The 23,454-nt window shown below is 60.6% G+C and carries 17 protein-coding genes and 1 pseudogene; 9 read left to right on the forward strand and 9 right to left on the reverse strand.

Translation table 11 applies throughout. From position 1 onward, the window contains the following. Nucleotides 1-4 precede the first annotated feature (4 nt). Nucleotides 5-1,465 (forward strand): D-alanyl-D-alanine carboxypeptidase/D-alanyl-D-alanine endopeptidase, encoded by a 1,461-nt coding sequence (dacB, locus tag PMI32_RS19605; RefSeq protein ID WP_008027381.1) that lies wholly within the window; start codon nt 5-7, stop codon nt 1,463-1,465. A gap of 138 nt (nt 1,466-1,603) precedes the next feature. Here dacB and PMI32_RS19600 read toward each other — a convergent pair whose 3' ends face one another. Together PMI32_RS19600 and rlmKL are read right to left on the reverse strand one after the other, a co-directional pair. Further along, nucleotides 1,604-3,994, reverse strand: a complete 2,391-nt coding sequence (locus PMI32_RS19600) for a sensor domain-containing diguanylate cyclase (protein ID WP_008027383.1) — start codon at nt 3,992-3,994, stop codon at nt 1,604-1,606. Between the two features lie 143 nt (nt 3,995-4,137). Then, nucleotides 4,138-6,408, reverse strand: a complete 2,271-nt coding sequence (gene rlmKL, locus PMI32_RS19595; RefSeq protein ID WP_008027386.1) for a bifunctional 23S rRNA (guanine(2069)-N(7))-methyltransferase RlmK/23S rRNA (guanine(2445)-N(2))-methyltransferase RlmL — start codon at nt 6,406-6,408, stop codon at nt 4,138-4,140. Nucleotides 6,409-6,939: 531 nt separating this feature from the next. Here rlmKL and rmf point away from each other — a divergent pair. Further along, entirely contained in the window at nt 6,940-7,155 is a 216-nt protein-coding gene (rmf, locus tag PMI32_RS29645; RefSeq protein WP_003223300.1) for a ribosome modulation factor, read from the forward strand. 240 nt (nt 7,156-7,395) lie between these two features. Here the strand turns inward: rmf and PMI32_RS19590 are convergent, their stop codons facing one another. Then, a complete protein-coding gene (locus PMI32_RS19590) occupies nt 7,396-8,415 on the reverse strand; it encodes a quinone-dependent dihydroorotate dehydrogenase (RefSeq protein ID WP_032828673.1) in 1,020 nt (339 codons plus the stop codon). Nucleotides 8,416-8,644: 229 nt separating this feature from the next. Here PMI32_RS19590 and PMI32_RS19585 point away from each other — a divergent pair, with 229 nt between their 5' ends. From PMI32_RS19585 to cobA, 7 genes and pseudogenes are all read left to right on the forward strand, one after another. Further along, entirely contained in the window at nt 8,645-9,856 is a 1,212-nt protein-coding gene (locus PMI32_RS19585; RefSeq protein ID WP_008027389.1) for a CmpA/NrtA family ABC transporter substrate-binding protein, read from the forward strand. Between the two features lie 15 nt (nt 9,857-9,871). Then, entirely contained in the window at nt 9,872-10,447 is a 576-nt protein-coding gene (locus tag PMI32_RS19580) for an ANTAR domain-containing response regulator (protein WP_008027390.1), read from the forward strand. Nucleotides 10,448-10,762: 315 nt separating this feature from the next. Then, complete coding sequence (locus PMI32_RS19575) at nt 10,763-11,974, forward strand: nitrate/nitrite transporter (protein WP_008027395.1); 1,212 nt, start codon at nt 10,763-10,765, stop codon at nt 11,972-11,974. Nucleotides 11,975-11,981: 7 nt separating this feature from the next. Beyond that, nucleotides 11,982-13,652 carry a bifunctional protein-serine/threonine kinase/phosphatase gene (locus PMI32_RS19570; protein ID WP_008027397.1) on the forward strand — a complete coding sequence of 557 codons (1,671 nt, stop codon included), beginning with the start codon at nt 11,982-11,984 and terminating at the stop codon, nt 13,650-13,652. A gap of 422 nt (nt 13,653-14,074) precedes the next feature. Beyond that, nucleotides 14,075-15,274 (forward strand): annotated as a pseudogene (locus PMI32_RS19565) (NAD(P)/FAD-dependent oxidoreductase); the annotation flags it as partial. Nucleotides 15,275-15,294: 20 nt separating this feature from the next. Beyond that, on the forward strand, nt 15,295-18,012 hold the full coding sequence (locus PMI32_RS19560) for a nitrate reductase (protein ID WP_008027402.1): 2,718 nt from the start codon (nt 15,295-15,297) through the stop codon (nt 18,010-18,012). Nucleotides 18,013-18,022: 10 nt separating this feature from the next. After that, on the forward strand, nt 18,023-18,793 hold the full coding sequence (cobA, locus tag PMI32_RS19555; protein ID WP_008027403.1) for a uroporphyrinogen-III C-methyltransferase: 771 nt from the start codon (nt 18,023-18,025) through the stop codon (nt 18,791-18,793). Between the two features lie 125 nt (nt 18,794-18,918). Here cobA and PMI32_RS19550 read toward each other — a convergent pair whose 3' ends face one another. From PMI32_RS19550 to rraA, 6 genes are all read right to left on the reverse strand, one after another. Beyond that, on the reverse strand, nt 18,919-19,953 hold the full coding sequence (locus PMI32_RS19550; protein WP_008027405.1) for an OmpA family protein: 1,035 nt from the start codon (nt 19,951-19,953) through the stop codon (nt 18,919-18,921). Nucleotides 19,954-20,060: 107 nt separating this feature from the next. Then, the gene (gene sigX / locus PMI32_RS0128760; RefSeq protein WP_017337463.1) at nt 20,061-20,651 is read right to left on the reverse strand and encodes an RNA polymerase sigma factor SigX; all 591 of its coding nucleotides are present in this window, start codon (nt 20,649-20,651) and stop codon (nt 20,061-20,063) included. A gap of 86 nt (nt 20,652-20,737) precedes the next feature. Continuing rightward, entirely contained in the window at nt 20,738-21,562 is an 825-nt protein-coding gene (locus tag PMI32_RS19545; RefSeq protein WP_008027407.1) for a mechanosensitive ion channel family protein, read from the reverse strand. Nucleotides 21,563-21,564: 2 nt separating this feature from the next. Continuing rightward, nucleotides 21,565-21,813: a hypothetical protein gene (locus PMI32_RS19540; RefSeq protein WP_007944521.1), complete on the reverse strand. Its 249-nt coding sequence runs from the start codon at nt 21,811-21,813 to the stop codon at nt 21,565-21,567. A 63-nt stretch (nt 21,814-21,876) separates the two neighbouring features. Next, nucleotides 21,877-22,872, reverse strand: a complete 996-nt coding sequence (gene cmaX, locus PMI32_RS19535) for a divalent cation transporter CmaX (protein ID WP_008027409.1) — start codon at nt 22,870-22,872, stop codon at nt 21,877-21,879. Nucleotides 22,873-22,898: 26 nt separating this feature from the next. Further along, nucleotides 22,899-23,390: a ribonuclease E activity regulator RraA gene (gene rraA, locus PMI32_RS19530; RefSeq protein ID WP_008027412.1), complete on the reverse strand. Its 492-nt coding sequence runs from the start codon at nt 23,388-23,390 to the stop codon at nt 22,899-22,901. Between the last annotated feature and the right edge of the window lie 64 nt (nt 23,391-23,454).

The raw sequence follows: 23,454 nt of genomic DNA on the forward strand, positions 1-23,454 counted from the left end.
TCAGATGATCAAATCTTTGCGTCCACTGCTGCTGGCCAGTCTTCTTCTCCCGCTGGCCCTCCCCGTTTCCGCCGCCACCATCAACACCGCGCTGTCGCCCAACGTCGAAAAAGCCCTCAAGGCCAGCAAGCTGCAGGACAACGCCCTGTCGCTGGTGATGATCCCGCTCAACGGCCCTGGCACCCCGACCATTTTCAACGCTGACGTCTCGGTCAACCCGGCGTCCACCATGAAACTGGTGACCACCTATGCAGCGCTGGAAATGCTCGGCCCGAACCACCAGTGGAAAACCGAGTTCTACACCGACGGCACCCTCAGCGGCGGCATTCTCAACGGCAACCTCTACCTCAAGGGTGGCGGCGATCCGAAGCTGAACATGGAAAAACTCTGGCTGCTGATGCGCGACCTGCGGGCCAACGGCGTGACGCAAGTCACCGGCGACCTGGTGCTGGATCGTGGCTTCTTCGTGCAACCGCAACTGCCGGAGTTCAACGATGATGGCAATGACGAGAACAAACCGTTCCTGGTCAAACCCGATTCGCTGCTGGTCAACCTCAAGGCCCTGCGCTTCGTCGCGCGCAACGACAACGGCCGTGTGCTGATCTCGGTAGAGCCGCCGATTGCCAGCATCCGCATCGAAAACCAGGTCAAGGCTGTCAACGGCAAGCAATGCACCGGTGGCGTGCGTTACAACCCGGTGACCCAGGCCGACGGCAGCGTCACCGTGACCGTCGGCGGGCAGTTGGGCGAAGGCTGCAGCTCGCAGACTTACCTGTCGCTGCTCGACCACGCGACGTACACCGCCGGTGCCGTCCGGGCGATCTGGAAGGAACTGGGCGGCAGCATTCAGGGCAGGGACGTTCTGGCGGCCACGCCGAAAGACGCCAAGGTCCTGGCTCGTGCCTTCTCGCCGGACCTGGCGGAAGTCATCCGCGACATCAATAAATACAGCAACAACACCATGGCGCAGCAGCTGTTCCTGAGCCTGGGCCAGAAGTTCCGCACCGACGCCGACGCCGATGACGCCAAAGCGGCCCAGCGCGTGGTGCGTCAGTGGCTGGCGAAGAAAGGCATTACCGCGCCGCACCTGGTGATGGAAAACGGTTCCGGCCTGTCCCGCGCAGAACGCGTGAGCGCCCGTGAAATGGCGGCGATGCTGCAAGCCGCGTGGCATAGCCCGTACGCTGCCGAGTTCATCAGTTCGATGCCGATTGCCGGCACCGACGGCACCATGCGCAAACGCCTGAAGACCACCGCGATGCGCGGCGAAGCCCACGTCAAGACCGGCACCCTGAACACCGTGCGCGCGATCTCCGGCTTCAGCCGCGACGTCAATGGCAACACTTGGGCGGTGGTGGCGATCCTCAACGACAAGGCCCCGTTTGGCGCATCGTCGGTGCTGGATCAGGTGCTGTTGGACTTGTATCGCCAGCCGAAACTGCCGGATACGGCTTCGGTTCTGTAAAACACCGCAGATCCCCTGTAGGAGCGAGCCTGCTCGCGAAAAACTTCCAGACACCGCGTTCATTCAGACAACACGCGTTATCGTTGACGTTTTTCGCGAGCAGGCTCGCTCCTACAGGGGTATGCGTGCAGCCAGCAGCTAATTCAACTCGCCCTGAACCCGATCCCGTCCCGCCTGTTTCGCCGCATACACCCCCGAGTCCGCCCGCAGCAACAGCGCATCCGCGCCTTCGTCGACACGCCAACTGGCAATGCCGAAACTCGCCGTGACGATCCCGACGTCGTCGATCGGTGAACTGCGCAAGCCCTGCCACAGCTCCAGCGCCAGCCCATAGGCTTGTTCGCCATCGATGTCCGGGCAGAGCACCATGAACTCTTCACCGCCCAGGCGACAAAACACATCGGTGCGACGCAGGCGATTGCCGATGCGCTCGCACACCGCCTGCAACACCCGATCGCCCACGGCGTGGCCATGCTGGTCATTGATGCGTTTGAAATGGTCGATGTCGAGCATGATCACCGACAACTCGCCGCCACCGCGCTCCACACGAACCATCTCGGTGGTCAGGCGCTCCTGGAAGTAGCGACGGTTGTGGATCCCGGTCAGCGAGTCGGTGATCGACAGCGCCCGCAGCTCTTCTTCGACGCGCTTGAGGTCGGAGATGTCCGAGATATAGCCATGCCAGAGCACGCCGCCGCCGGGCAGTTCTTCCGGGGTCGCTTCGCCACGGACCCAGCGCACCCCCCGCGTTGGCAACTGCACGCGGTACTCTTCGCGCCACGGGCTGAGCGTGTCCGCCGACGCCCGGATCGAAGCGCGGACCCGGGTGGTGTCCTGGGGGTGAATCCGGGTGAAAATCGCCTCGGCATTGAGCAACAAGACATCTGGCTCGAGCTCGTAGATATCGCGGATGCCGTCGCTGGCGTAGATCACACTGAAGCGCCCGTCGAATTCCATCTTGAACTGGTAAATCCCGCCGGGCACATGGGCACTGAGTTTCTTCAAGAGCAAATCCCGTGCGGCGAGCGCTTCGTACACCCGTTTGCGCTCGGTGACGTCGATGCAGATAGCCAGGTGCCCGACCCACAAACCTTGCTCGTCGAGCACCGGGGTCGCCAGCATGTTCACCGTCAACTGGCTGCCATCGCCACGCACCAGCGTCCACTCCCGCGCCTCGTGACCGCCCTCCTCGCCGCCCTCGACCAACATCGCCTGGCAGGTCGGAATCGGTTTGCCATAACGTGCACTCAATTCGGCCGAACGCGCAGCAAGCTCCCGGGGCAGGTGCAGGTTTTCCAGGGTCATGTGCCCCACCACTTCCACGCTTGAGTAGCCGAGCATCTGCTCCGCCCCAGCGTTGAACGTGCTGATGACGCCGCGCAGGTCGGTGGCGATGATTGCCACCTGGGTCGCGGCATTCAATACGCCACGCAGTTGACCATGGGTGCCGCGCAGCTCCTGCTCTCGGGCGCGCAACTCCTGGGTCCGCTGCTCGACCATTTTCAGCGCGCGTTGACGCTGACTGACCAACACATAAAGCAGCGAGCTGAGCAGCAGACTGAGCAAACCACCCAGCACCACCAGGCTGCTGACCGAAGAGTGGTTGGCTTGCAGGAAGGCCTCGCTGGGCTGGATGTCGACCTGATAGTCATGGTCGGCCAGCCGCAGCAGCCGGGTCGCGGACAACTCACTGACGGCAGGGCCGTTGGGCGATTCGTAAAGCACTTCGTGCTGTTCTTCGATGGACAGGTCGAGGATTCGCACTGACAGATAATCGCGGCCCGCTTCCGGCAAGCCATCGGCCAGCAACTGCCGCATGCTGATCACCGCCATCACATAACCGTAAGGTTTCGTGTCTGGACTGCTGCGTGGCATGACCGGCGCCACCAGCAACACGCCCCGTGCATAAGCCGGCTCGATAGCGACAAGATGCATCGGCTGCGACACCGCCATCCGGCCATGCTGGTCCGCCCGGTCCAGGGTGGCACGGCGCAGGGGCTGCGCGGCCAGATCGTAGCCCAACGGTGAGCCGAGCTTGCTCTGGGTCTGGCTGTACAGCACCGCGACATACTCATCGCGCTCCGCCGCCAATTGCAGCTGACCGTCGGCATTGAGCTCACGAATGTTGAAATCGGGTACCCCCTCTTTCCGCACCCGACGCTCAAACTCCGCCCGCTCGGCACGACTGACCCGCAGGGCGAACGAATAGGCCTGAGTCCGGTGCAGCAAAGGTTGGGTGTAACCGTCGAATTCCTCGCGGGCAACCGAATCGGAATTGACAAAGAATCGGCGCAGGCCATCGAGGCGCTGCTCCTGATCTTCGAAACGTTCTTCGATACGGCTGTAACGTTCACTGGCCAGCAGTTGGAAACGTTGCCGCAATTGTTGGTGAAACAGATTCAGGGTCGACCAGGCGAGCAACCCGGTGAGAACCCCGCCGACGACCAATACAAACAGCGCGACCAGCCAGGCCGAGACGTCTTCACTGATAAAACCCAGGATCTTTGGGCGCACGGCGTGCAACGACATAGAGGCAACTCAAAACGCCAGGTGCCGGAAAAGCCCATTGGCCATGCGATGAGTTATAGCTATTAGCCATCAATTTGACCAGCACTGAAAGAAGCCAAGAGCCTTTAAAAATCAAGGCTCTGTGGATCCAATGCAAAAAACTGTCAACGCGCAGTGATTTTCCAGGCCCGGTGGATCTTGCCGTTGCGGGCGAAGTCCGGATCGATGGTCTGGGTCGTGATCTCCTCGACCGCGTAACGCTCGGTGAGGTTTTCCTCGAGCGCGAACTTGCGGAAGTTGTTGGAGAAGTACAACACGCCACCCGGCGCCAGTCGCGCCATGGCCAGGTCGATCAACTGCACCTGATCGCGCTGCACGTCGAAGATCCCTTCCATGCGCTTGGAGTTGGAGAAGGTCGGCGGGTCGATGAAGATCAGGTCAAACTCGTCACGGCAGGCATCCAGCCAGACCATCACGTCGCTCTGCTCCAGACGGTTCTTGTCGGAGAAACCGTTCAGCGACAGGTTGCGACGCGCCCAGTCGAGGTAGGTTTTCGACAAGTCGACGCTGGTGGTGCTGCGCGCGCCGCCCTTGGCTGCGTGGACGCTGGCCGTCGCGGTGTAGCAATACAGATTGAGGAAGCGTTTGCCGGCCGCCTCTTTCTGGATGCGCATGCGCATTGGCCGGTGGTCGAGGAACAGCCCGGTGTCGAGGTAGTCGGTGAGGTTGACCAGCAGCTTCACGCCGCCTTCGTTGACCTCGACGAACTTGCCTTGCGCCGCCTGGCGTTCGTACTGCTTGGTGCCGCTCTGACGCTCGCGACGCTTGACCACTACGCGGTTCTTGTCGATGTTCAACGCCTGTGGAATGGCTGCCAGAGCATCGAACATGCGCGCCGAGGCTTTTTCCGGGTCGATGGATTTCGGCGCGGCGTATTCCTGGACGTGAACCCAATCCTGATACAGGTCGATGGCCATCGAGTATTCCGGCATGTCGGCATCGTAGACGCGATAGCAGTCGATGCCTTCACGCTTGACCCACTTGCCCAGCGCCTTGAGGTTCTTTTGCAGGCGGTTGGCAAACATTTGCCCGCCTTCGCTCAAACGCGGTTGCTCGATCACCGGAGCGGGTGCCGCGGCCGGTTTGATCGGGTTACCGTTTTTGTTGTACTGGCGTTCCTGCGGCTCGTTCGGTGCCTGATCGTATTCCGCCTGTTCGCGCTCGACCTGACGCTGTTCCGGGGTGCGACGCTCGCCGGTGACGAACTGATCCGGCGTGACCTTGATCAGCAACAGCTTGCACGGCAACGCGCCGTTCCAGAACGAATACTGTTTGTGGCTGCGGATACCCATGCGCTTGCCCAGGTCCGGCGCGCCGGTGAACACCGCCGCTTCCCAGTTCAGACAGGCCTGACGCAGACGCTCGCCGAGGTTCTGGTAGAGGTAGAGCAAGCTCGCCTCGTCGCCCAGACGCTCGCCGTACGGTGGGTTGCAGATCACCAGGCCTTTCTGGTTCTGGTCCGGACGCGGCTCGAACGTGCCGACTTCGCCCTGGTAGATCTTGATCCACTCGCTCAGGCCGGCACGCTCGACGTTGTTGCGGCCCGGTTGAATCAGGCGCGGGTCGGCTTCGTAGCCACGAATCCACAGCGGTGGTTTGGCCAGACCGGCCGCAGCGCGCTCGGTGGCTTCTTCGTGAAGCTTTTTCCACAGCGCCGGCACGTGGCCAAGCCACGCAGTGAAGCCCCACTGCTCGCGACGCAGGTTCGGTGCCATATCGGCGGCGATCATCGCCGCTTCGACGAGGAACGTACCGACACCGCACATCGGGTCAGCCAGCGCGCCGCCGTCGGCGGCAATGCGCGGCCAGCCGGAACGGATCAGGATGGCGGCCGCGAGGTTTTCCTTCAGCGGCGCCGCGCCTTGCTGCAGGCGATAGCCACGCTGGTGCAGGCTGTGGCCGGAGAGGTCGAGGGACAGGATCGCTTCGCCACGGTCCAGGCGCAGGTGAATGCGCAGGTCCGGGTTGAGTTTGTCGATGGACGGACGGTCGCCCTGCGGGGTACGCAGTTTGTCGACGATGGCGTCTTTGACTTTCAGGGCGCCGAAGTGCGTGTTATCGATGCCCGAACCGTGACCGCTGAACTCGACGGCCAGGGTGCCGTCGTTGAGCATGTGGTCTTGCCACTCGATATCGAGCACGCCGTGATACAGGTCTTCGGCGTCCTTCATCGGGAAACGCTTGAGCACCAGCAGAACCCGGTTCGCCAGACGCGACCACAGGCACAGGCGATAAGCGGTTTCCATGGTTGCCATGCCGCGCACGGCAGAGGTGTGCTCACGCGCTTCTTCAAGGCCAAGCCCGACGGCTTCCTCGATGAGCAGGCCTTCGAGGCCTTTGGGGCAAGTGAGGAAGATTTCGAATTGATCGGACATTGGAATTTCAGAGCCTTTGGCTAAGTGAACCGACAACGCATTGCCGGCCCGGTTTTCAATCAGGCGCTTTTCTAAAAGAGCGCCCGCGTGGCACGAAAGTGTGCCGTCCCACCCGTGCTGCTCAGGTTAGAAGAGCTTAGATGCACGGGCAGATAAAAAAGTTGATGCAACAAAATGTCATAACTCGACCCTTCGTCGAATAATGCCCGAGACCAACGCGAGGCATTCTCACTAAAGGATTAACCCCATCATCCTGCGGGGGGCCGATCATACAGGGCTTTGGCTAATAAACACGGGACAAACATCGTGTTACTTATGGCCATAGCATCTTTATGGTTACGTCCTTATGACAAAACGATCATTCCCTCGATGTGACGCATTGGTTAGAACTCAATACAGGTTGGCGCCACAACGGACGTCAACACCTTGGCTCGCCACGCCGGCAGCGAGCCCCCCAACGGCAGACATTTCTGCCAGACCTCGATTGAGGTCAACGCGATACATACAGTCAACAAGTGAGGGCAACACCCTATGAGAAGACTTAAGCGTGATCCGTTGGAAAGAGCATTTTTACGCGGATATCAATATGGCGTTGGTGGCAAATCCCGTGAGCTTTGCCCATTTACTCTACCGTCAGTACGCCAAGCCTGGATTAACGGCTGGCGAGAAGGACGCGGCGACAACTGGGACGGTATGACCGGCACTGCGGGAATCCATAGACTCAACGAACTTCACGCCGTCGGCTAACACAGGGCACACACTCCGACACGACAACCTGATTACGTAACGACTTACCACGCACGCCCCATCCGGGCGGCGGGCTTCGGCCCAGGGGCTCCTTCAAGGGGCCCTTTTTTATGCCTGCATTCTGACAAAACACATTCCCCTTGTAGGAGCCGGCTTGCTGGCGATGGCGTCCTATCAGGCGATACATGTGTCGCTGACCCACCGCTATCGCCGGCAAGCCGGCTCCTACAGGTACGGGGTTTAGCGCAGGGCGGCGATGGCGTCCACGGACTCGCGAATCAGCGCCGGGCCTTTATAGATGAAGCCGGAATAGAGCTGCACCAGGCTCGCACCCGCCGCGATTTTCTCGGCGGCATGCTTGCCTTCGGTGATGCCGCCCACGGCGATGATCGGCAAACGACCCGCCAACTCGGCCGCCAGCACCTTCACGGTGTGGGTGCTCTTGTCACGAACCGGTGCGCCGGACAGACCGCCCGCCTCGTCACCGTATTCCATGCCTTCGACGCCAACGCGGCTCAGGGTGGTGTTGGTGGCGATCACCGCGTCCATCCCGGTTTCGATCAGCGCTTGAGCGACTTGCGCGGTTTCTTCGTCGGTCATGTCCGGTGCGATCTTGATCGCCAACGGAACATGTTTACCGTGACGCAACGCCAGCTCGGCACGACGAGTCGCCAGGTCAGCCAGCAATTGCTTGAGCGAATCACCGAACTGCAGGCTGCGCAGGCCCGGGGTGTTCGGCGAGCTGACGTTGACCGTCACATAGCTGGCGTGGGCGTAGACCTTGTCGAGGCAGATCAGGTAATCGACGACCGCACGCTCGACCGGGGTATCGAAGTTCTTGCCGATGTTGATGCCCAGCACGCCCTTGTACTTGGCCGCAGCCACGCGGGCCAGCAGGTGATCGACGCCGAGGTTGTTGAAACCCATGCGGTTGATGATCGCCTCAGCTTCCGGCAAACGGAAAATCCGTGGTTTCGGATTGCCCGGCTGTGGACGCGGCGTGATGGTGCCGATTTCGACAAAACCAAAACCCAACTGGGCAAAACCATCGATGGCCGCGCCATTCTTGTCCAGACCGGCCGCCAGACCCACCGGGTTCGGGAAGTCCAGGCCCATGACGCTTACCGGCATTTTTGCCGGCGCCTTGCACAGCAAGCCGTTGAGGCCCAAACGCCCGCCCGCGCCGATCAGGTCCAGGGACAGATCGTGGGAGGTTTCCGGGGAAAGTTTGAACAACAGCTGACGGGCCAGGGTGTACATGGGCGGCGTTGACTCGAATGGCGGCGAAATGAGGCGGCGATTATAGCCGGGCATCGGGGTCGCAAGCGAGGCGCGCGACAAAATCAGCAAGCGATGGCATATGCCTTGCACCAACACAGGCATCAGCACTCATGCCAACGACGGGATGAGTGGAAGGACAATGGCGTCGTCACACGGCTTTGCTTGCGCGAAGGCCTGGGACGACGTTTTTTTTGGAAGGTGTTTTGCCATGAATGAAACCACAGCGGGCCCTCTGGCCTGGGTCAACGGCAGCGATGCCCCGGAAAAGACCGACATCAACCTCGGTTTCATGGCCTTGAGCGATTGCGCCTCGGTGGTGGTCGCCGCCACTCAGGGCTTCGCCCAGCCCTACGGCCTGACCTTGAATCTCAAGCGCCAGTCTTCCTGGGCCAACCTGCGGGACAAACTGGTCAGCGGCGAACTCGATGCCGCCCACAGCCTGTACGGTTTGATCTACGCCGTGCACCTGGGCATCGGCGGCGTGGCGCCGACCGAGATGGCGGTGCTCATGGGCCTGAACCAGAACGGCCAGAGCATCAACCTTTCCCACGGCTTGCAGGCGTTGGGCGTGACCGGTCCTGAAGCACTGGACCGCCACGTGCACCAAACTCGCCCAAAACTCACCTTCGCCCAGACTTTTCCGACCGGCACCCACGCCATGTGGCTGTATTACTGGCTGGCGAGCCAGGGCATTCATCCGCTGCATGACGTCGACAGTGTGGTAGTGCCGCCGCCGCAAATGGTCGCGCACCTGCAAGCCGGGCGAATCGACGGTTTCTGCGTCGGTGAGCCCTGGTCCGCCAGCGCCGTGAAACACAATCTCGGCTTCACCATGGCAACGACCCAGACCATCTGGCCCGATCATCCGGAAAAAGTCCTCGGCTGCACCCGCGCCTTCGTCGAGCAATACCCCAATACCGCCCGGGCGCTGGTGAAGGCGATTCTGGAGGCCAGCCGTTTCATTGAAGAAAGCGTCGAGAATCGCCGCAGCACCGCGCAGTTGCTGAGCGCCCCCCAATACCTGGACGCGCCGCTCGACTGCATCGAACCGCGCCTGCTCGGCGACTACGCCGACGGCCTCGGCAACCGCTGGCAAGACCTGCACGCGCTGCGCTTCCATGGCGCTGGCGAGGTCAATCAGCCTTATCTGTCCGATGGCATGTGGTTCATGACCCAGTTCCGTCGCTGGGGTTTGCTGCGCGACGACCCGGACTACCTCGCCGTGGCCCGTCAGGTCCAGCAACTAGACTTGTATCGAGAGGCCGCCAGCGCGGTTGATGTCGACTCTTCGGCCAGGGAAATGCGCAGCAGCCAGTTGATCGACGGCAAAATCTGGGACGGCTCGGACCCGGCCGGATATGCCCGCAGCTTCAAACTGCACGCCATGAGCGACAGCTCGCCCCTACTCGCCAGCCGCTGACAGGAGACTACGAACATGCTGCGTATCCTGCTGATCAACGACACCGCGAAGAAAGTCGGCCGCTTGAAGGCCGCCCTGACCGAAGCCGGATTCGAGGTCATCGACGAGTCCGGCCTGACCATCGACCTGCCCGCGCGCGTCGAAACGGTGCGTCCGGATGTGATTTTGATCGATACCGAGTCACCGAGCCGCGATGTGATGGAGCAAGTGGTGCTGGTGAGTCGAGACCAGCCACGGCCGATTGTGATGTTTACCGACGAACATGACCCCGACGTGATGCGTCAGGCGATCAAGTCCGGGGTCAGCGCCTACATCGTCGAAGGCATCCACGCACAACGCTTGCAGCCGATTCTCGACGTGGCCATGGCACGCTTCGAAAGCGACCAGGCCCTGCGCGCGCAACTGCACGCCCGCGACCAGCAACTGGCCGAGCGCAAGCGCATCGAGCTGGCCAAGGGGCTGCTGATGAAGATGAAGGACTGCAACGAGGAAGAGGCCTACACGCTGATGCGCCGCCAGGCCATGAGCCGGCAGCAGAAGCTGATTCAGGTGGCGGAGCAGATCATTGCGATGAGTGAGTTGCTCGGCTGAAGGACCCCTTCGCGGGCAAGCCTCGCTCCTACAGAAGAATTGCGCTCGAACTGTAGGAGCGAGGCTTGCCCGCGAAAGGGTCGACTCGGTCTCGGACTGTTGGCACAAATCTCGCTAAGCAATCACTACAGGTAACCAACGGCGGTTGCCCCACCTACGACAAAGACGTCGCTCACCTCATTTGCCCATGGCGAATCGGGTGGCGGCGTTTTTTTGTTTTGGCCCCACAGACCGGGGCCGGTGGTGCGGCCGTTGCGGCCCCCCACCTGCAAGCTCATGACTCCTTCTCGAGACGACTCACAGCTGAGGTGCGCGATGAATTCAAGCTTCTGGAAATCCGGCCATACCCCGACCCTGTTCGCGGCCTTCCTCTATTTCGACCTGAGTTTCATGGTCTGGTATCTGCTCGGCCCTCTGGCGGTGCAGATTGCCGCCGACCTGCACCTGACCACCCAACAACGCGGGCTGGTGGTGGCCACGCCGATTCTGGCCGGGGCCGTACTGCGCTTTATCATGGGCATGCTGGCCGATCGCCTGTCGCCAAAAACCGCCGGGCTGATCGGCCAGGTGATCGTCATCTGCGCCCTGTTCGTCGCCTGGAAGCACGGCATCCAAAGTTACGAACAAGCACTGCTGCTGGGCTTGTTCCTCGGCATGGCGGGCGCGTCGTTCGCCGTGGCCCTGCCGCTGGCGTCGCAGTGGTATCCGCCGCAGCATCAAGGCAAGGCCATGGGCATCGCCGGGGCCGGTAACTCGGGCACCGTGCTCGCCGCGCTGATCGCTCCGGTGCTGGCCGCCGCGTTCGGCTGGAGCAACGTGTTCGGCTTCGCGCTGATCCCGCTGATCCTGACCATCATCGTCTTCGCCTGGCTGGCCAAAAACGCGCCTGAACGGCCGAAAGCCAAGTCGGTGTCCGACTACTTCAAAGCCCTGGGCGACCGCGACAGCTGGTGGTTCATGTTTTTCTACAGCGTGACCTTTGGCGGCTTCATCGGCCTTGCCAGCGCCCTGCCCGGCTACTTCAACGACCAATACGGCCTGAGCCCGGTGACTGCCGGTTACTACACGGCGGCCTGCGTGTTTGGCGGCAGTTTGATGCGTCCTCTGGGCGGCGCACTGGCCGACCGCTTCGGCGGGATTCGCACACTGCTGGCGATGTACACGGTGGCGGCGATCTGCATTGCGGCGGTGGGTTTCAACTTGCCGAGTTCCTACGCGGCGCTGGCACTTTTCGTCTGCACGATGCTCGGCCTGGGTGCCGGTAACGGCGCGGTTTTCCAATTGGTCCCGCAACGTTTTCGTCGCGAGATCGGTGTAATGACCGGTTTGATCGGCATGGCCGGTGGTATCGGCGGCTTCGCCCTCGCGGCAGGCATGGGCGCGATCAAGCAAAGCACCGGCAGTTATCAACTGGCGCTGTGGTTGTTCGCCAGCCTCGGCGTCCTCGCCTGGTTCGGTCTGCACGGTGTGAAGCGTCGCTGGAGAACCACTTGGGGTTCGGCGGCCGTCACCGCTGCGCGGGTGTGAGGGCTGAATGAGCCTGCAACTGAGTTTTGCCGAAGCCAGCGCCATCGGTCCGCGCGAGGAGAACCAGGACGCCCTGCGCCTGGTGACGCCGGCCCCGGCACTGGCGGCGAGCAAGGGTTACCTGTTCGCCATCGCCGACGGCGTCAGCCAGTGCGCCGATGGCGGCCTCGCGGCACGTTCGACCTTGCAGGCGCTGGCGCTGGACTACTACGCCACCCCGGAAACCTGGGGTGTCGCCCAGGCACTGGATCGTTTGCTGCTGGCGCAAAATCGCTGGTTGCAGGCCAATGGCGGTGGGCAACCGCTGTTGACCACGGTCAGTGCCTTGGTCGTGCGCGGCAGGCGTTTTACCTTGGCGCATGTCGGGGACTGCAGGGTTTATCGCTGGCACGCCGATCAATTGCAGCGGGTCACGGAGGACCACGTCTGGGATCAACCTGGCATGCAGCATGTGCTCAAACGGGCGCTCGGCCTCGATCAGCATCTGGTGCTGGATTTTCTCGATGGCGAACTGCGGCTGAATGAGCATTTCGTGCTGCTCAGCGACGGCATCTGGGCCGTGCTGGGCGACACCGCGATTGCGGCGATTTTGCGCGATCAACCGGATCTGCACAGCGCCGCGCAAACCCTGGTGAATGCGGCGCATCTGGCGGGCAGTCAGGACAACGCCAGCGCGTTATTGGTGCGGGTCGACGCCCTCGGTGAAACGAGCATCGGCGATGCGTTGATTCATGTGCAGCAATGGCCACTGCCGCCAGCGCTGAAACCGGGCCAGACGTTTGAGGGCTGGCACGTCGAAGGAATACTCGGCCAAAGCCAGCAGTCGCTGCTCTATCGGGTGCGCGACGCTCAGCAACAACCCTGGCTGCTGAAAACCCTGCCCGGCGCGTTGCGCGACGATCACCTGGCCGGACAAGCCTTGCTGTCGGAGGAATGGTTTCTCAAGCGCGTGGCCGGCCGGCATTTCCCTGAAGTCCACGCCGCCAGTCAGCGTCAGCATTTGTACTACGTGATGCGTGAATATTCCGGCTCGACTTTGGCGCAACTGGCTGAGCGAACCACAACGCTGCCGCTGGCCCAATGGCAGGATCTGGCGGAACGTTTGCTGCGGGCGGTCGGCATGTTGCATCGACGGCAGATTCTGCATCGCGACATCAAACCGGAGAATCTGCTGCTGGGGGATGACGGCGAACTGCGGCTGCTGGATTTCGGCCTGGCCTACTGCCCTGGCCTGTCTGAAGATCAGGCCTCGACCCTGCCCGGAACACCCAGTTACATTGCGCCGGAAGCTTTCCGCGGTGACGTGCCGAGCCCGCAACAGGATCTGTATGCGGCCGGCGTGACCTTGTATTTCCTGCTCACCGGGCATTATCCCTACGGCGAAATCGAAGCGTTCCAGCGTCCACGGTTTGGTGTACCGGTAAGCGCCAGTCGCTACCGCCCGGACCTGCCCGAGTGGATCGCACAAAGCCTGGAGCGCGCGGTGGCGGCGGACCCGGCGGAGCGATTCGAAACCGCGGAAGAATGGTTATTGGTGCTGGAACAGGGTGAACGACGCAGTTTGAGCGTACGGCCCCGGCCACTGCTGGAGCGCGAGCCAGTGAAGGTCTGGCGGACGTTGGCGTTGGTGGCGCTGCTGGTGAATATGGTGCTGCTGGTTTTGCTGTTTCGCGGCTAGACCGAGTCGCGCCTTTCGCGAGCAAGCCCGCTCCCACATTTGGAATGCGTTCCCCTGTGGGAGCGGGCTTGCTCCGGGCGGCGTTCCGACGAAGGCGGACTGCAAACCGCCACAACTTGATCGCCCTACGCTTCAATATCGGGCAGCACGCTTCGATACGGTGCACCCGCAGCAATTGATAAAGCGTTCAAAGCCAATAAAACCGGCCCATGGTCAACTTGGCACAACCACTGCATTACCTCTCTCAACAGACATAAAGCCCAGCCTTCAACGACGAAGGATGCGCTTCCCGAGAGAACGGGACCAGGACAAAGGCGTCCTCGCTAGGCAACTAGCGGGACGCCTTTTTTTGTTTGCGCAAAATTTGTCGAGCACGACCTGAACGCCCTGTCGAGGCGGGGCCGAGCTCCCCGGAGAACCTGATGAAAAAACTAAAACTGGTGATGATCGGCAACGGCATGGCCGGGGTTCGCACCCTGGAAGAGCTGCTCAAGCTGAGCAACGAGCTGTACGACATCACGGTCTTCGGTGCCGAACCCCATACCAACTACAACCGCATCCTGCTGTCGCCGGTACTGGCCGGCGAGCAAACCTTCGAAGAGATCGCGCTCAACGACCTGGACTGGTACCTGGACAACAACATCAAGTTGCTGCTCAACCGCAGAGTCGTAGAAATCGACCGGATCAAACGTCGGGTCATCGCCGACGACGGCACCGAGGCCGAATACGACCGCCTGCTGATTGCCACCGGCTCGACCCCGTTCATCCTGCCGATCCCGGGCAACACGTTGCACGGCGTGATCGGCTACCGCGACATCGCCGACACCCAAGCCATGATCAACACCGCAAAAACCCACAAGCACGCGGTGGTCATCGGTGGCGGCCTGCTCGGCCTGGAAGCGGCCAATGGCCTGATGCTGCGCGGCATGCACGTCACCGTGGTGCACAACGGCGAATGGTTGCTGGAACGGCAACTCGACAGCGTCAGCGGCCGCTTGCTGCAAACCGCGCTTGAGGACCGTGGCCTGCACTTTCGCCTGTGCGAGCAAACCCAGGCCCTGCACGATGCCGGCAATGGCCGGGTCGGCTCGGTCGAGTTCAAGAACGGCGACCGCATCCCCGCCGACCTGGTGGTGATGGCCGCCGGCATCCGCCCCGCGACCGAACTCGCGGAACGCTCCGGACTCCCGTGCAACCGTGGGATTCTGGTCAACGACACCCTGCAAACCTACGACCCACGGGTTTACGCCATCGGCGAATGCGCCAGCCATCGCGGCATCGCCTACGGCCTGGTGGCGCCGCTGTTCGAACAGGCCAAGGTCTGCGCCAATCATCTCGCACAGCTTGGCTTCGCCAGCTACAAAGGCTCGGTGACCTCGACCAAATTGAAAGTCACCGGCATCGACCTGTTCTCCGCCGGCGATTTCATGGGCGGCGAAGGCACCGAAACCATCACCCTTTCCGACCCGATCGGCGGGATCTACAAAAAACTGGTGATCAAGGACGACGTGCTGGTCGGGGCCTGCCTGTACGGCGACACGGCCGATGGCGGTTGGTATTTCCGGCAGATTCGCGAGAACCGGAATATCGACGAAATCCGCAATCACCTGATGTTTGGTGAAACCATGCGGGAAGCCAGCTGATGAACCGCCAGATCACCGCCTCCACCTGTTGCTACTGCGGGGTCGGCTGCGGCGTGCTGATCGAGCATGACGGCGAGCGCATCCTCGGCGTCAGCGGCGATCCGGCCCACCCGGCCAACTTCGGTAAGCTGTGCAGCAAGGGCTCAACCCTGCACTTGACCGGCGACCTCGCAGCCCGAGCGCTGTACCCGGAACTGCGCCTGGGCAAAGGCCTGGCCCGCAGCCGCACCGACTGGGACACCGCCCTCGATCACGCCGCCAGCGTATTCGCCGAAACCATCGCCGAACATGGCCCGGACAGCGTGGCGTTCTACATCTCCGGGCAGTTGCTGACCGAGGACTACTACAGTTTCAACAAACTGGCGCGAGCGTTGGTCGGCACCAACAACATCGACAGCAATTCGCGCCTGTGCATGTCATCGGCAGTGGTCGGCTACAAGCGCAGCCTCGGTGCCGACGCACCGCCATGCAGTTACGAAGACCTTGAGACAAGCGACTGCGTGATGATCGTCGGCAGTAACATGGCCTACGCCCACCCGGTCCTGTTTCGTCGCCTGGAAGAGGCCAAATCCCGCCGACCACAGATGAAAGTCATCGTCATCGACCCTCGTCGTACGGATACCTGCGACTTGGCTGACCTGCATCTGGCGATTCTTCCGGGCACCGATGTCGCCTTGTTCCATGGGATTTTGTACCTGCTGCTGTGGGAAGACTGGATCGACCGCGACTTCATCGAGGCCCACACCGAAGGCCTGGCCGAACTGAAAAACCTGGTGCGCGATTACACGCCGCCGATGGTCTCGCAACTGTGCGGGATCAGCGTCGAGCAACTGCAGCAATGCGCCGAGTGGGTCGGCACCTCGCCAAGCTTTCTGTCGCTGTGGTGCATGGGACTGAACCAGTCCACCGCCGGCAGTGCGAAAAACAGTGCGCTGATCAACCTGCACCTGGCCACCGGGCAGATCGGCCGTCCCGGCGCAGGACCTTTCTCTCTGACCGGTCAGCCGAATGCCATGGGTGGTCGCGAAACCGGCAGCCTGTCGAACCTGCTGCCAGGCCATCGCGAAGCGGCCAATGCCGAGCATCGCGCAGAAGTCGCAGCCTATTGGGGCGTGGATCAACTGCCGGCAAACACCGGGCTCACCGCGATCGAATTGTTTGAGCAGGTTCGTAACGGAACCATCAAAGCCCTGTGGATTGCCTGCACGAACCCCGCGCAATCGATGCCGGACCAGAGCGCCGTGCGCGAGGCGCTGCAAGCCTGCCCGTTCGTGGTTTTGCAGGAAGCCTTTCGCACCACCGAAACCGCCGCGTTCGCCGATCTGCTGTTGCCTGCTGCCAGTTGGGGCGAAAAAGACGGCACGGTGACCAACTCCGAACGGCGGATTTCCCACGTTCGCCGGGCGATTGTCGCTCCCGGAGAAACGCGTTCCGACTGGGCAATTACAGTGGATTTCGCACAGCGCCTGGAAAAACACCTGCGTCCCGGACAACCCAGTCTGTTTGCGTTCGACACCCCGGCGCAGGTCTTCGATGAGTACAAACTCCTGACGCGCAACCGGGATCTGGATTTGTCCGGTATCAGTCATGAGCTGATTGATCGTCTCGGTCCACAGCAATGGCCGTTTCCCGCCGGCGCCCGTGAAGGGACGGCCCGACTGTATCGGGACGGAATTTTCCCGACCGCCAACGGGCGTGCCCGGTTCGTGGCCGATCCGTACCTTGCCGCCAAGGAACAACGCGATGGGCAATTCCCGCTGACCCTGATCACCGGCCGCCTGCGTGATCAATGGCACGGCATGAGCCGCACCGGCACTGCCGCGCAGTTGTTCGGTCATGTCAGCGAGGCCGTGTTGAGCCTGCACCCGGATGAATTGCATCGCCAAGGACTGCAACCGGGAGAACTGGTCAGTTTGAAAAGCCGTCGCGGCGCGGTGATTGTCGCCGTCGGCAGCGATGACAGCGTGCATCCGGGCCAGGCGTTTCTGCCGATGCACTGGGGCGACCGGTTCCTGAAGGGTGGGGTCAATGCGCTCACCCAACCGGCATTCGATCCGTTGTCGAAACAACCGGAACTCAAACACAGCGGCGTACGAATCGACCCCGTGCATTTGCCCTGGAACCTTTTCGTACTGATTGAGGGCGATGTTCAACGACATTTTGAGACGCTACGACCACTCTGTGAGGCGTTTTCCTACGTCAGCCTCAGCCTAACTGGTCGTGAACGCCCTGCGCTGCTCATACGCGCTGCCAGCGCCACAGCGCCAGATCCGCAATTGTTATGCGAAATCGACCGCTGCCTTGGGCTCAATGAAGGGCCGGTCCTGGCGTACGACGACCCACAGCGCGCCATCGGCAAACGGGTACGGATCGAGCACGGCCGGATCACCGCGATTCGCCTGGCCGGCGAAACCCTCGCACAGCACTGGCTGCAGGACCTTTGGCAAGAAGGTCGCGCCGATGAACAACTGCGGCGCTGGCTGCTTGCACCGCTGAGCGCACCACCGGGCAACGCCACCACATCGGTTGCCGGCACTAAAACCTTGTGCAACTGCAAAAACGTCAGCCAAGGCGCGGTCTGTGCCGGTATCCGTCGAGGCCTGGATTTGCAGGGGTTGAAACAGGAATTGGGCTGCGGCACGCAATGCGGCTCGTGCGTCCCGGAAATCAAGCGTTTGCTGGCCGCCACGGCGCAGCCGATCGCCGTCATCTCGTGAGGAAAACACTATGAACGCAAAAGTCTGGCTGGTGGGTGCGGGTCCTGGTGACCCGGAATTGCTGACCCTCAAAGCCGTCAGGGCGTTGAGCGAAGCGGATGTGGTGCTGATCGACGACCTGGTGAATGGCGACGTGCTGGAACATTGCCCGCAGGCGCGGATCATTCCGGTGGGCAAGCGCGGTGGCTGTCGCTCGACGCCTCAGGCGTTCATTCATCGATTGATGCTGCGTTATGCCCGCCACGGTAAATGCGTGGTGCGGCTCAAGGGTGGCGATCCGTGCATTTTTGGGCGGGGCGGTGAAGAAGCGCAGTGGCTGCGCGAACGCGGGGTCGACGTGGAGCTGGTCAATGGCATCACCGCCGGGCTGGCCGGTGCGACGCAATGCGATATTCCGTTGACCCTGCGGGGCGTTGCGCGCGGCGTGACGCTGGTCACCGCCCACACTCAGGATGGCAGCAGCCTGAATTGGCAAGCCCTGGCGCAAAGTGGCACAACGCTGGTGGTGTACATGGGCGTGGCGAAGCTCAGTGAAATTCGCGAGCAACTGCTGACCGGAGGGATGGCGGCGGATACGCCGGTGGCGATGATTGAAAACGCTTCCCTGCCGCATCAACGGGAATGTCGGAGCGATCTGACAGCGATGGAGGAAGATGCCTGCGCCTTTGAGCTGAAAAGCCCGGCGATTCTGGTGATCGGTACGGTGGCGGCACACCCCGAAACCTGTAGGAGCCAGCTCGCTGGCGAAGAACTTGAGATCACCGCAGCGTGTCAGGCTTAAAGCGTCATCGTTGACGACCATCGCCGGCAAGCCGGCTCCTACAGGGGGCCGGTGATTCGAAAACCCAAATCGCAGGCAAAGAAAAGCCCGGCCTAAGCCGGGCTTTTCTCAGAGCTGCGGGCTAATTACTTAGCTTGAGCTTCAACCTGCGCTTCTACGCGACGGTTTACAGCGCGGCCAGCGTCAGTTTTGTTGTCAGCAACTGGGCGGGATTCGCCGTAGCCAACAGACTGAACGCGGGACGATTCAACACCGTACTGGTTGGTCAGAACTTGCTTAACGGCGTTTGCACGACGCTCAGACAGTTTCTGGTTGTAAGCGTCAGGACCGACGTTGTCAGTGTGACCTTCAACAGTAGTGGTGGTGGATGGGTACTGCTTCATGAAGTCAGCCAGGTTCTTGATGTCGCCGTAGCTGTTGGTTTTAACAACAGATTTGTCGAAATCGAACTTAACGTCCAGCTCAACACGAACGACTTCGGCAACTGCTGGGCAGCCATCAGCGTCAACAGTTACGTTGGCTGGGGTGTCCGGGCACTTGTCAACGTTGTCGCAAACGCCATCGTTGTCGCTGTCGGAGCAGACTTCAGCTGGTGCTGGAACTGGAGCAGCTGCAGGCTTGGAGCCGCCACCGAAGTTCACACCGATACCGACGCTTGGTGCCCACTCGGTGTCACCTTGGTCGATGTTGTACTGAGCTTCAACGCCGGCACGGGCGTAGAAATTGTCAGTGAAGTACAGCTTGGCACCGCCGCCAACGTTGGCGAAGGTGGAACCGTTACGACCACCGCGATCGTTCTGACCGATGCTCTGATCGGAGAAGCCGGCCGAAACGTACGGACGCAGCATGTCGCCTGGGTTGTTGAAGTGGTACAGAGCGTCCAGGGCAGTGTTGGAGCCCTTGATGTTCTTGCCCGACTCGCTACGAACGTTGTGCACTTCGTCGTAGCCCAGACGCAGTTCAACGTCGTCGGTCAGGAAGTAACCAACCGAACCACCGAACAGGTTGCCGTCGTTTTTGAAATCGCGCTGGCTATCGTAATACTCTTTCTTTGCAAAGCCTTCGATTTCAACTGCGCCTTGGCCTTGTGCCAATGCGCCGAACGAAGTGGCCGCAATAAGAGAACCAATGGCCAAGCCCAAGGTGTTTTTCAGTTTCATCCGTTAAATCCCCATCTGGTGATTGTGAAGCAGTCCCGCAAACCGGGGGACAACTCGGCGGCAAGTCTATCAGAACTTGCCTACACGTAAGAGATATTTGCGCCGAACTAAGTTTCAGCAATGCCTGCAAATTTCTCACGCAATTTGTCTAGAGCGCGTTTGTAACGCATTTTTGTCGCACTCAAACCCATGTGCATGATGTCTGCGATCTCCTGAAACTCTAGCTCTGCGACAAATCGTAGCACCAGAATTTCACGGTCAATCGGGTTCACATACACTAGCCAGCGATCAAGCCCGCCCTTCTCCTCGGGTTTCGGCGCCTTTTCTTCAGACGCTTCCTCAAGGGGGTCCAGACTCAACGCGTCCATCAAGCGACGCTTTCGCCGTTCTTTCCGATACTGTGTGATGCACTCGTTGTACGTGATGCTATATAGCCATGTCTTGAACTTCGATTTACCTTCGAAGTTCTTCAAGCCATACAACACCTTCAACATCACTTCCTGACAGACATCGTCTGCATCGCGATCGTTCCCAAGATACCGCGCACAAACGTTAAATAATGTTCGTTGGTAACGGCGCATCAATTCTTCATAGGCGCGCGTTACGTGAAACAGCTCGGTATGCGAGCGCGCGACCAACTCCTCATCAGAGAGCTCGCGGGGGTCGTAGCGCGTGGAGAGCGATTGAGCTTTATTCAAAACAAGTCTGGCCGACAGTCAGGTCAATGTCCGCCGCAGCCCTTCAGGGCATTTTGCGGCGGCATACATTAGCAGGGTTTGCCGGGTTAGCGGCTACTCACATGCTGCTCCAGGAGAATCCGATTAGAGAGAGAGACTAGCTCACCCTCATCGGTCAGCAATGTGGTCTTAACCGTGCCGATCTCTTCGATCTGACCTTCGACCTCGCCAACACGCACTTGTTGCCCAACCTGATACAACTCACGCACATAGATTCCCGCAAGAATCTGACCGGCAATTTCCCGGCTTCCCAACCCCATGGCCAGCGCTACCGCCAGACCAACGGTAATCAAAACAATCACAATCACATGGTTGAGCAGGTCAGTCTTGACCTCCAACTGGCTGATTGCGACCGAAATACTGATGATAATCACCAGGCCCTGGGCAATTCGCCCCAGCCCGGCGGCGTAATCCAGCCCTACACCCTCTGCTGCACCTCGCACCAGCCCATTGGCCAGTTGTGCCAGCAAAACACCTACCAGCAGCACCAGCGCGGCGCCAAACACTTTCGGCAAATACAGCGCAAGCATGTCCAGCGTAGCCGAAACTCGCTCAAGTCCAAGCGATTCTGCTGCAGAAACCAGAAAAATCAGCAAAACGAACCAATAGACAATTTTGCCTATCAGCGTCGAAATCGGCACTTGAAGGCCGGCCCGGGACAGCAATTTTGTCAGACCGGTGCCGCCCATCAAGCGGTCGAGACCGAGCTTGGCGAGCAACTTGGACAGTAAAGTATCCAAAAGTTTCGCCACGACGAAACCCAACAGCAGCACGACCAGTGCGCCGAACAGGTTCGGAATGAAATTCGCAACCTTGGTCCATAACGCAGTCATTGCAGTGACGAGGCTCTGAGTCCAGAGATCAAGTTCCATATTCAATCAGCCTTATCAGCAGTGCGAACGGTAGGTTTACGGTGACGGGAAACCGGCGAGACGTGAGCCGATCCGTTGTTCAAGGCGATCATCAGCGCGGGCAACCAGCGGCCCAGCAGGCTGAACAGATCGCCGGCGCCGACCTGGCGGTTGGCGGTTTTCAGGACGCGCCCAAGACACGCATCGTCGTCGCGGGTAGACGGCGAAGCGTTCAGCATGTCACGCAAAGACTGTTCAAACGGATCGTGCATACGCACCTCTCGTGATGTCTGTGAAAGACGCGGTCAAATTTACCCGGGTCACATGGCGCATCGTCATACCCAGCGCAAACGTCGGAATAACCACCACTGCCCCAGTGCCACCGAGATCATCATCAGGCAGGCAATCAGGAAGCCATACGGGCTGGCAGAGAACGGAATACCGCCGACGTTGATACCTAAAAGACCGGTCAGAAAACTCATCGGCAAAAAGATTCCGGTGATGATCCCGAAGCGGTACATCGTGCGATTCATACGCACGCTCAAACGTCTGTCCTCGGCCTCGAGGACCAGCCCCACCCGCTCCCGGGTCAATTCCAGCTCCTCGAGATAGCGGGTCAGGCTGTTGTTCAATTCGTTCCAGTAGTCGCCGTCATCTTCGACAAACCAGGGCAGTTTTATCCGGGTCAGTTGTCCGAAAATATCCCGCTGCGGTGCCAGGAAACGTTTCAACGCAGCAGCCCTGCGACGGATCTGCAAAATGGAGTCATGCTCGGGTGAATACCGTTCGTCGGCATCCAGTTTTTCTTCTTCCTCATCGACCACTTCCGAGAGGCAACTGACCAGATCCTGCACTTTGTTGGTGAGGTACTGGGCCATATAAAGGATGAGTTCGGAGGCGGTCTTCGGCCCCTTGCCTTCTGCGAGCTGCACCAGCAACTCGTCGGTGGCGCGCAATGGACGCAGGCGCAGGGAAATAACCCGCTGTGCCGAGGCGAAGATCCGCACCGAGACCATGTCTTCCGGCTCGGCCCCGGGGTTGAGGTTGACCCCACGCAAAAATAGCAGCAGTTCGCTGTCGGAAAGCTGTAAGAGACGCGGACGGGTGTTCTCTTCAAGCAGCAGATCACAGCTGAACTCGCTCAGACCGCTGGATTTGCGCAGCCAGGTCTGGGTTTGCGGGTGACTGCGATCCCAGTGCAGCCACAGGCTTTCATGGGCCTGGAGCTGCAAGTCATCGAGTTCAGTCCGGGCTATCGAACGCGCGCCGCCTTTACCATCCAGCACCAGGGCATGCACCAGCCCCCACTGCGCGTTTTCTTCCTCGAACATCCTCACCCCTTCAGTTGGTGCAATGCTTATTCAGGCATCTTCAGCGGGCTTGGCGAGATGATCACGCCATTATTGTCCGCATAAATGTATTCGCCTGGACGGAACGTCACACCGGCAAACGTCACCACAACGTTGAGATCGCCGAGCCCGCGCCTGTCGGATTTCCTCGGGTGGCTGGCGAGAGCCTGAACGCCCAGATCGGTCTGAGCGATGATATCGACGTCGCGGATGCACCCGTAGATCACCAGCCCTTCCCAACCGTTTTTCGCGGCTTTCTCCGCCAGCATGTCACCCAGCAACGCATGACGCAGGGAACCGCCACCATCGACGACCAGCACCTTGCCATTCCCCTTGAGCTCGACCTGCTCCTTGACCCGCGAGTTGTCTTCGAAGCACTTGATGGTCACGATTTCGCCGCCGAAGGAATCACGGCCGCCGAAATTGCTGAACATCGGTTCCAGCACCTGCACCAGTTCCGGATAGGCGTCGCACAGGTCAGGCGTGATGTAATGGTTCATCGAGAAACTCCTGTAAAGAGGAAGACAATCGAGGATGTCGCAAAGTGACCAGAAAAGCTCAATG

Source organism: Pseudomonas sp. GM60 (genome assembly GCF_000282415.1).
GTDB classification, from domain to species: Bacteria; Pseudomonadota; Gammaproteobacteria; order Pseudomonadales; family Pseudomonadaceae; genus Aquipseudomonas; species Aquipseudomonas migulae.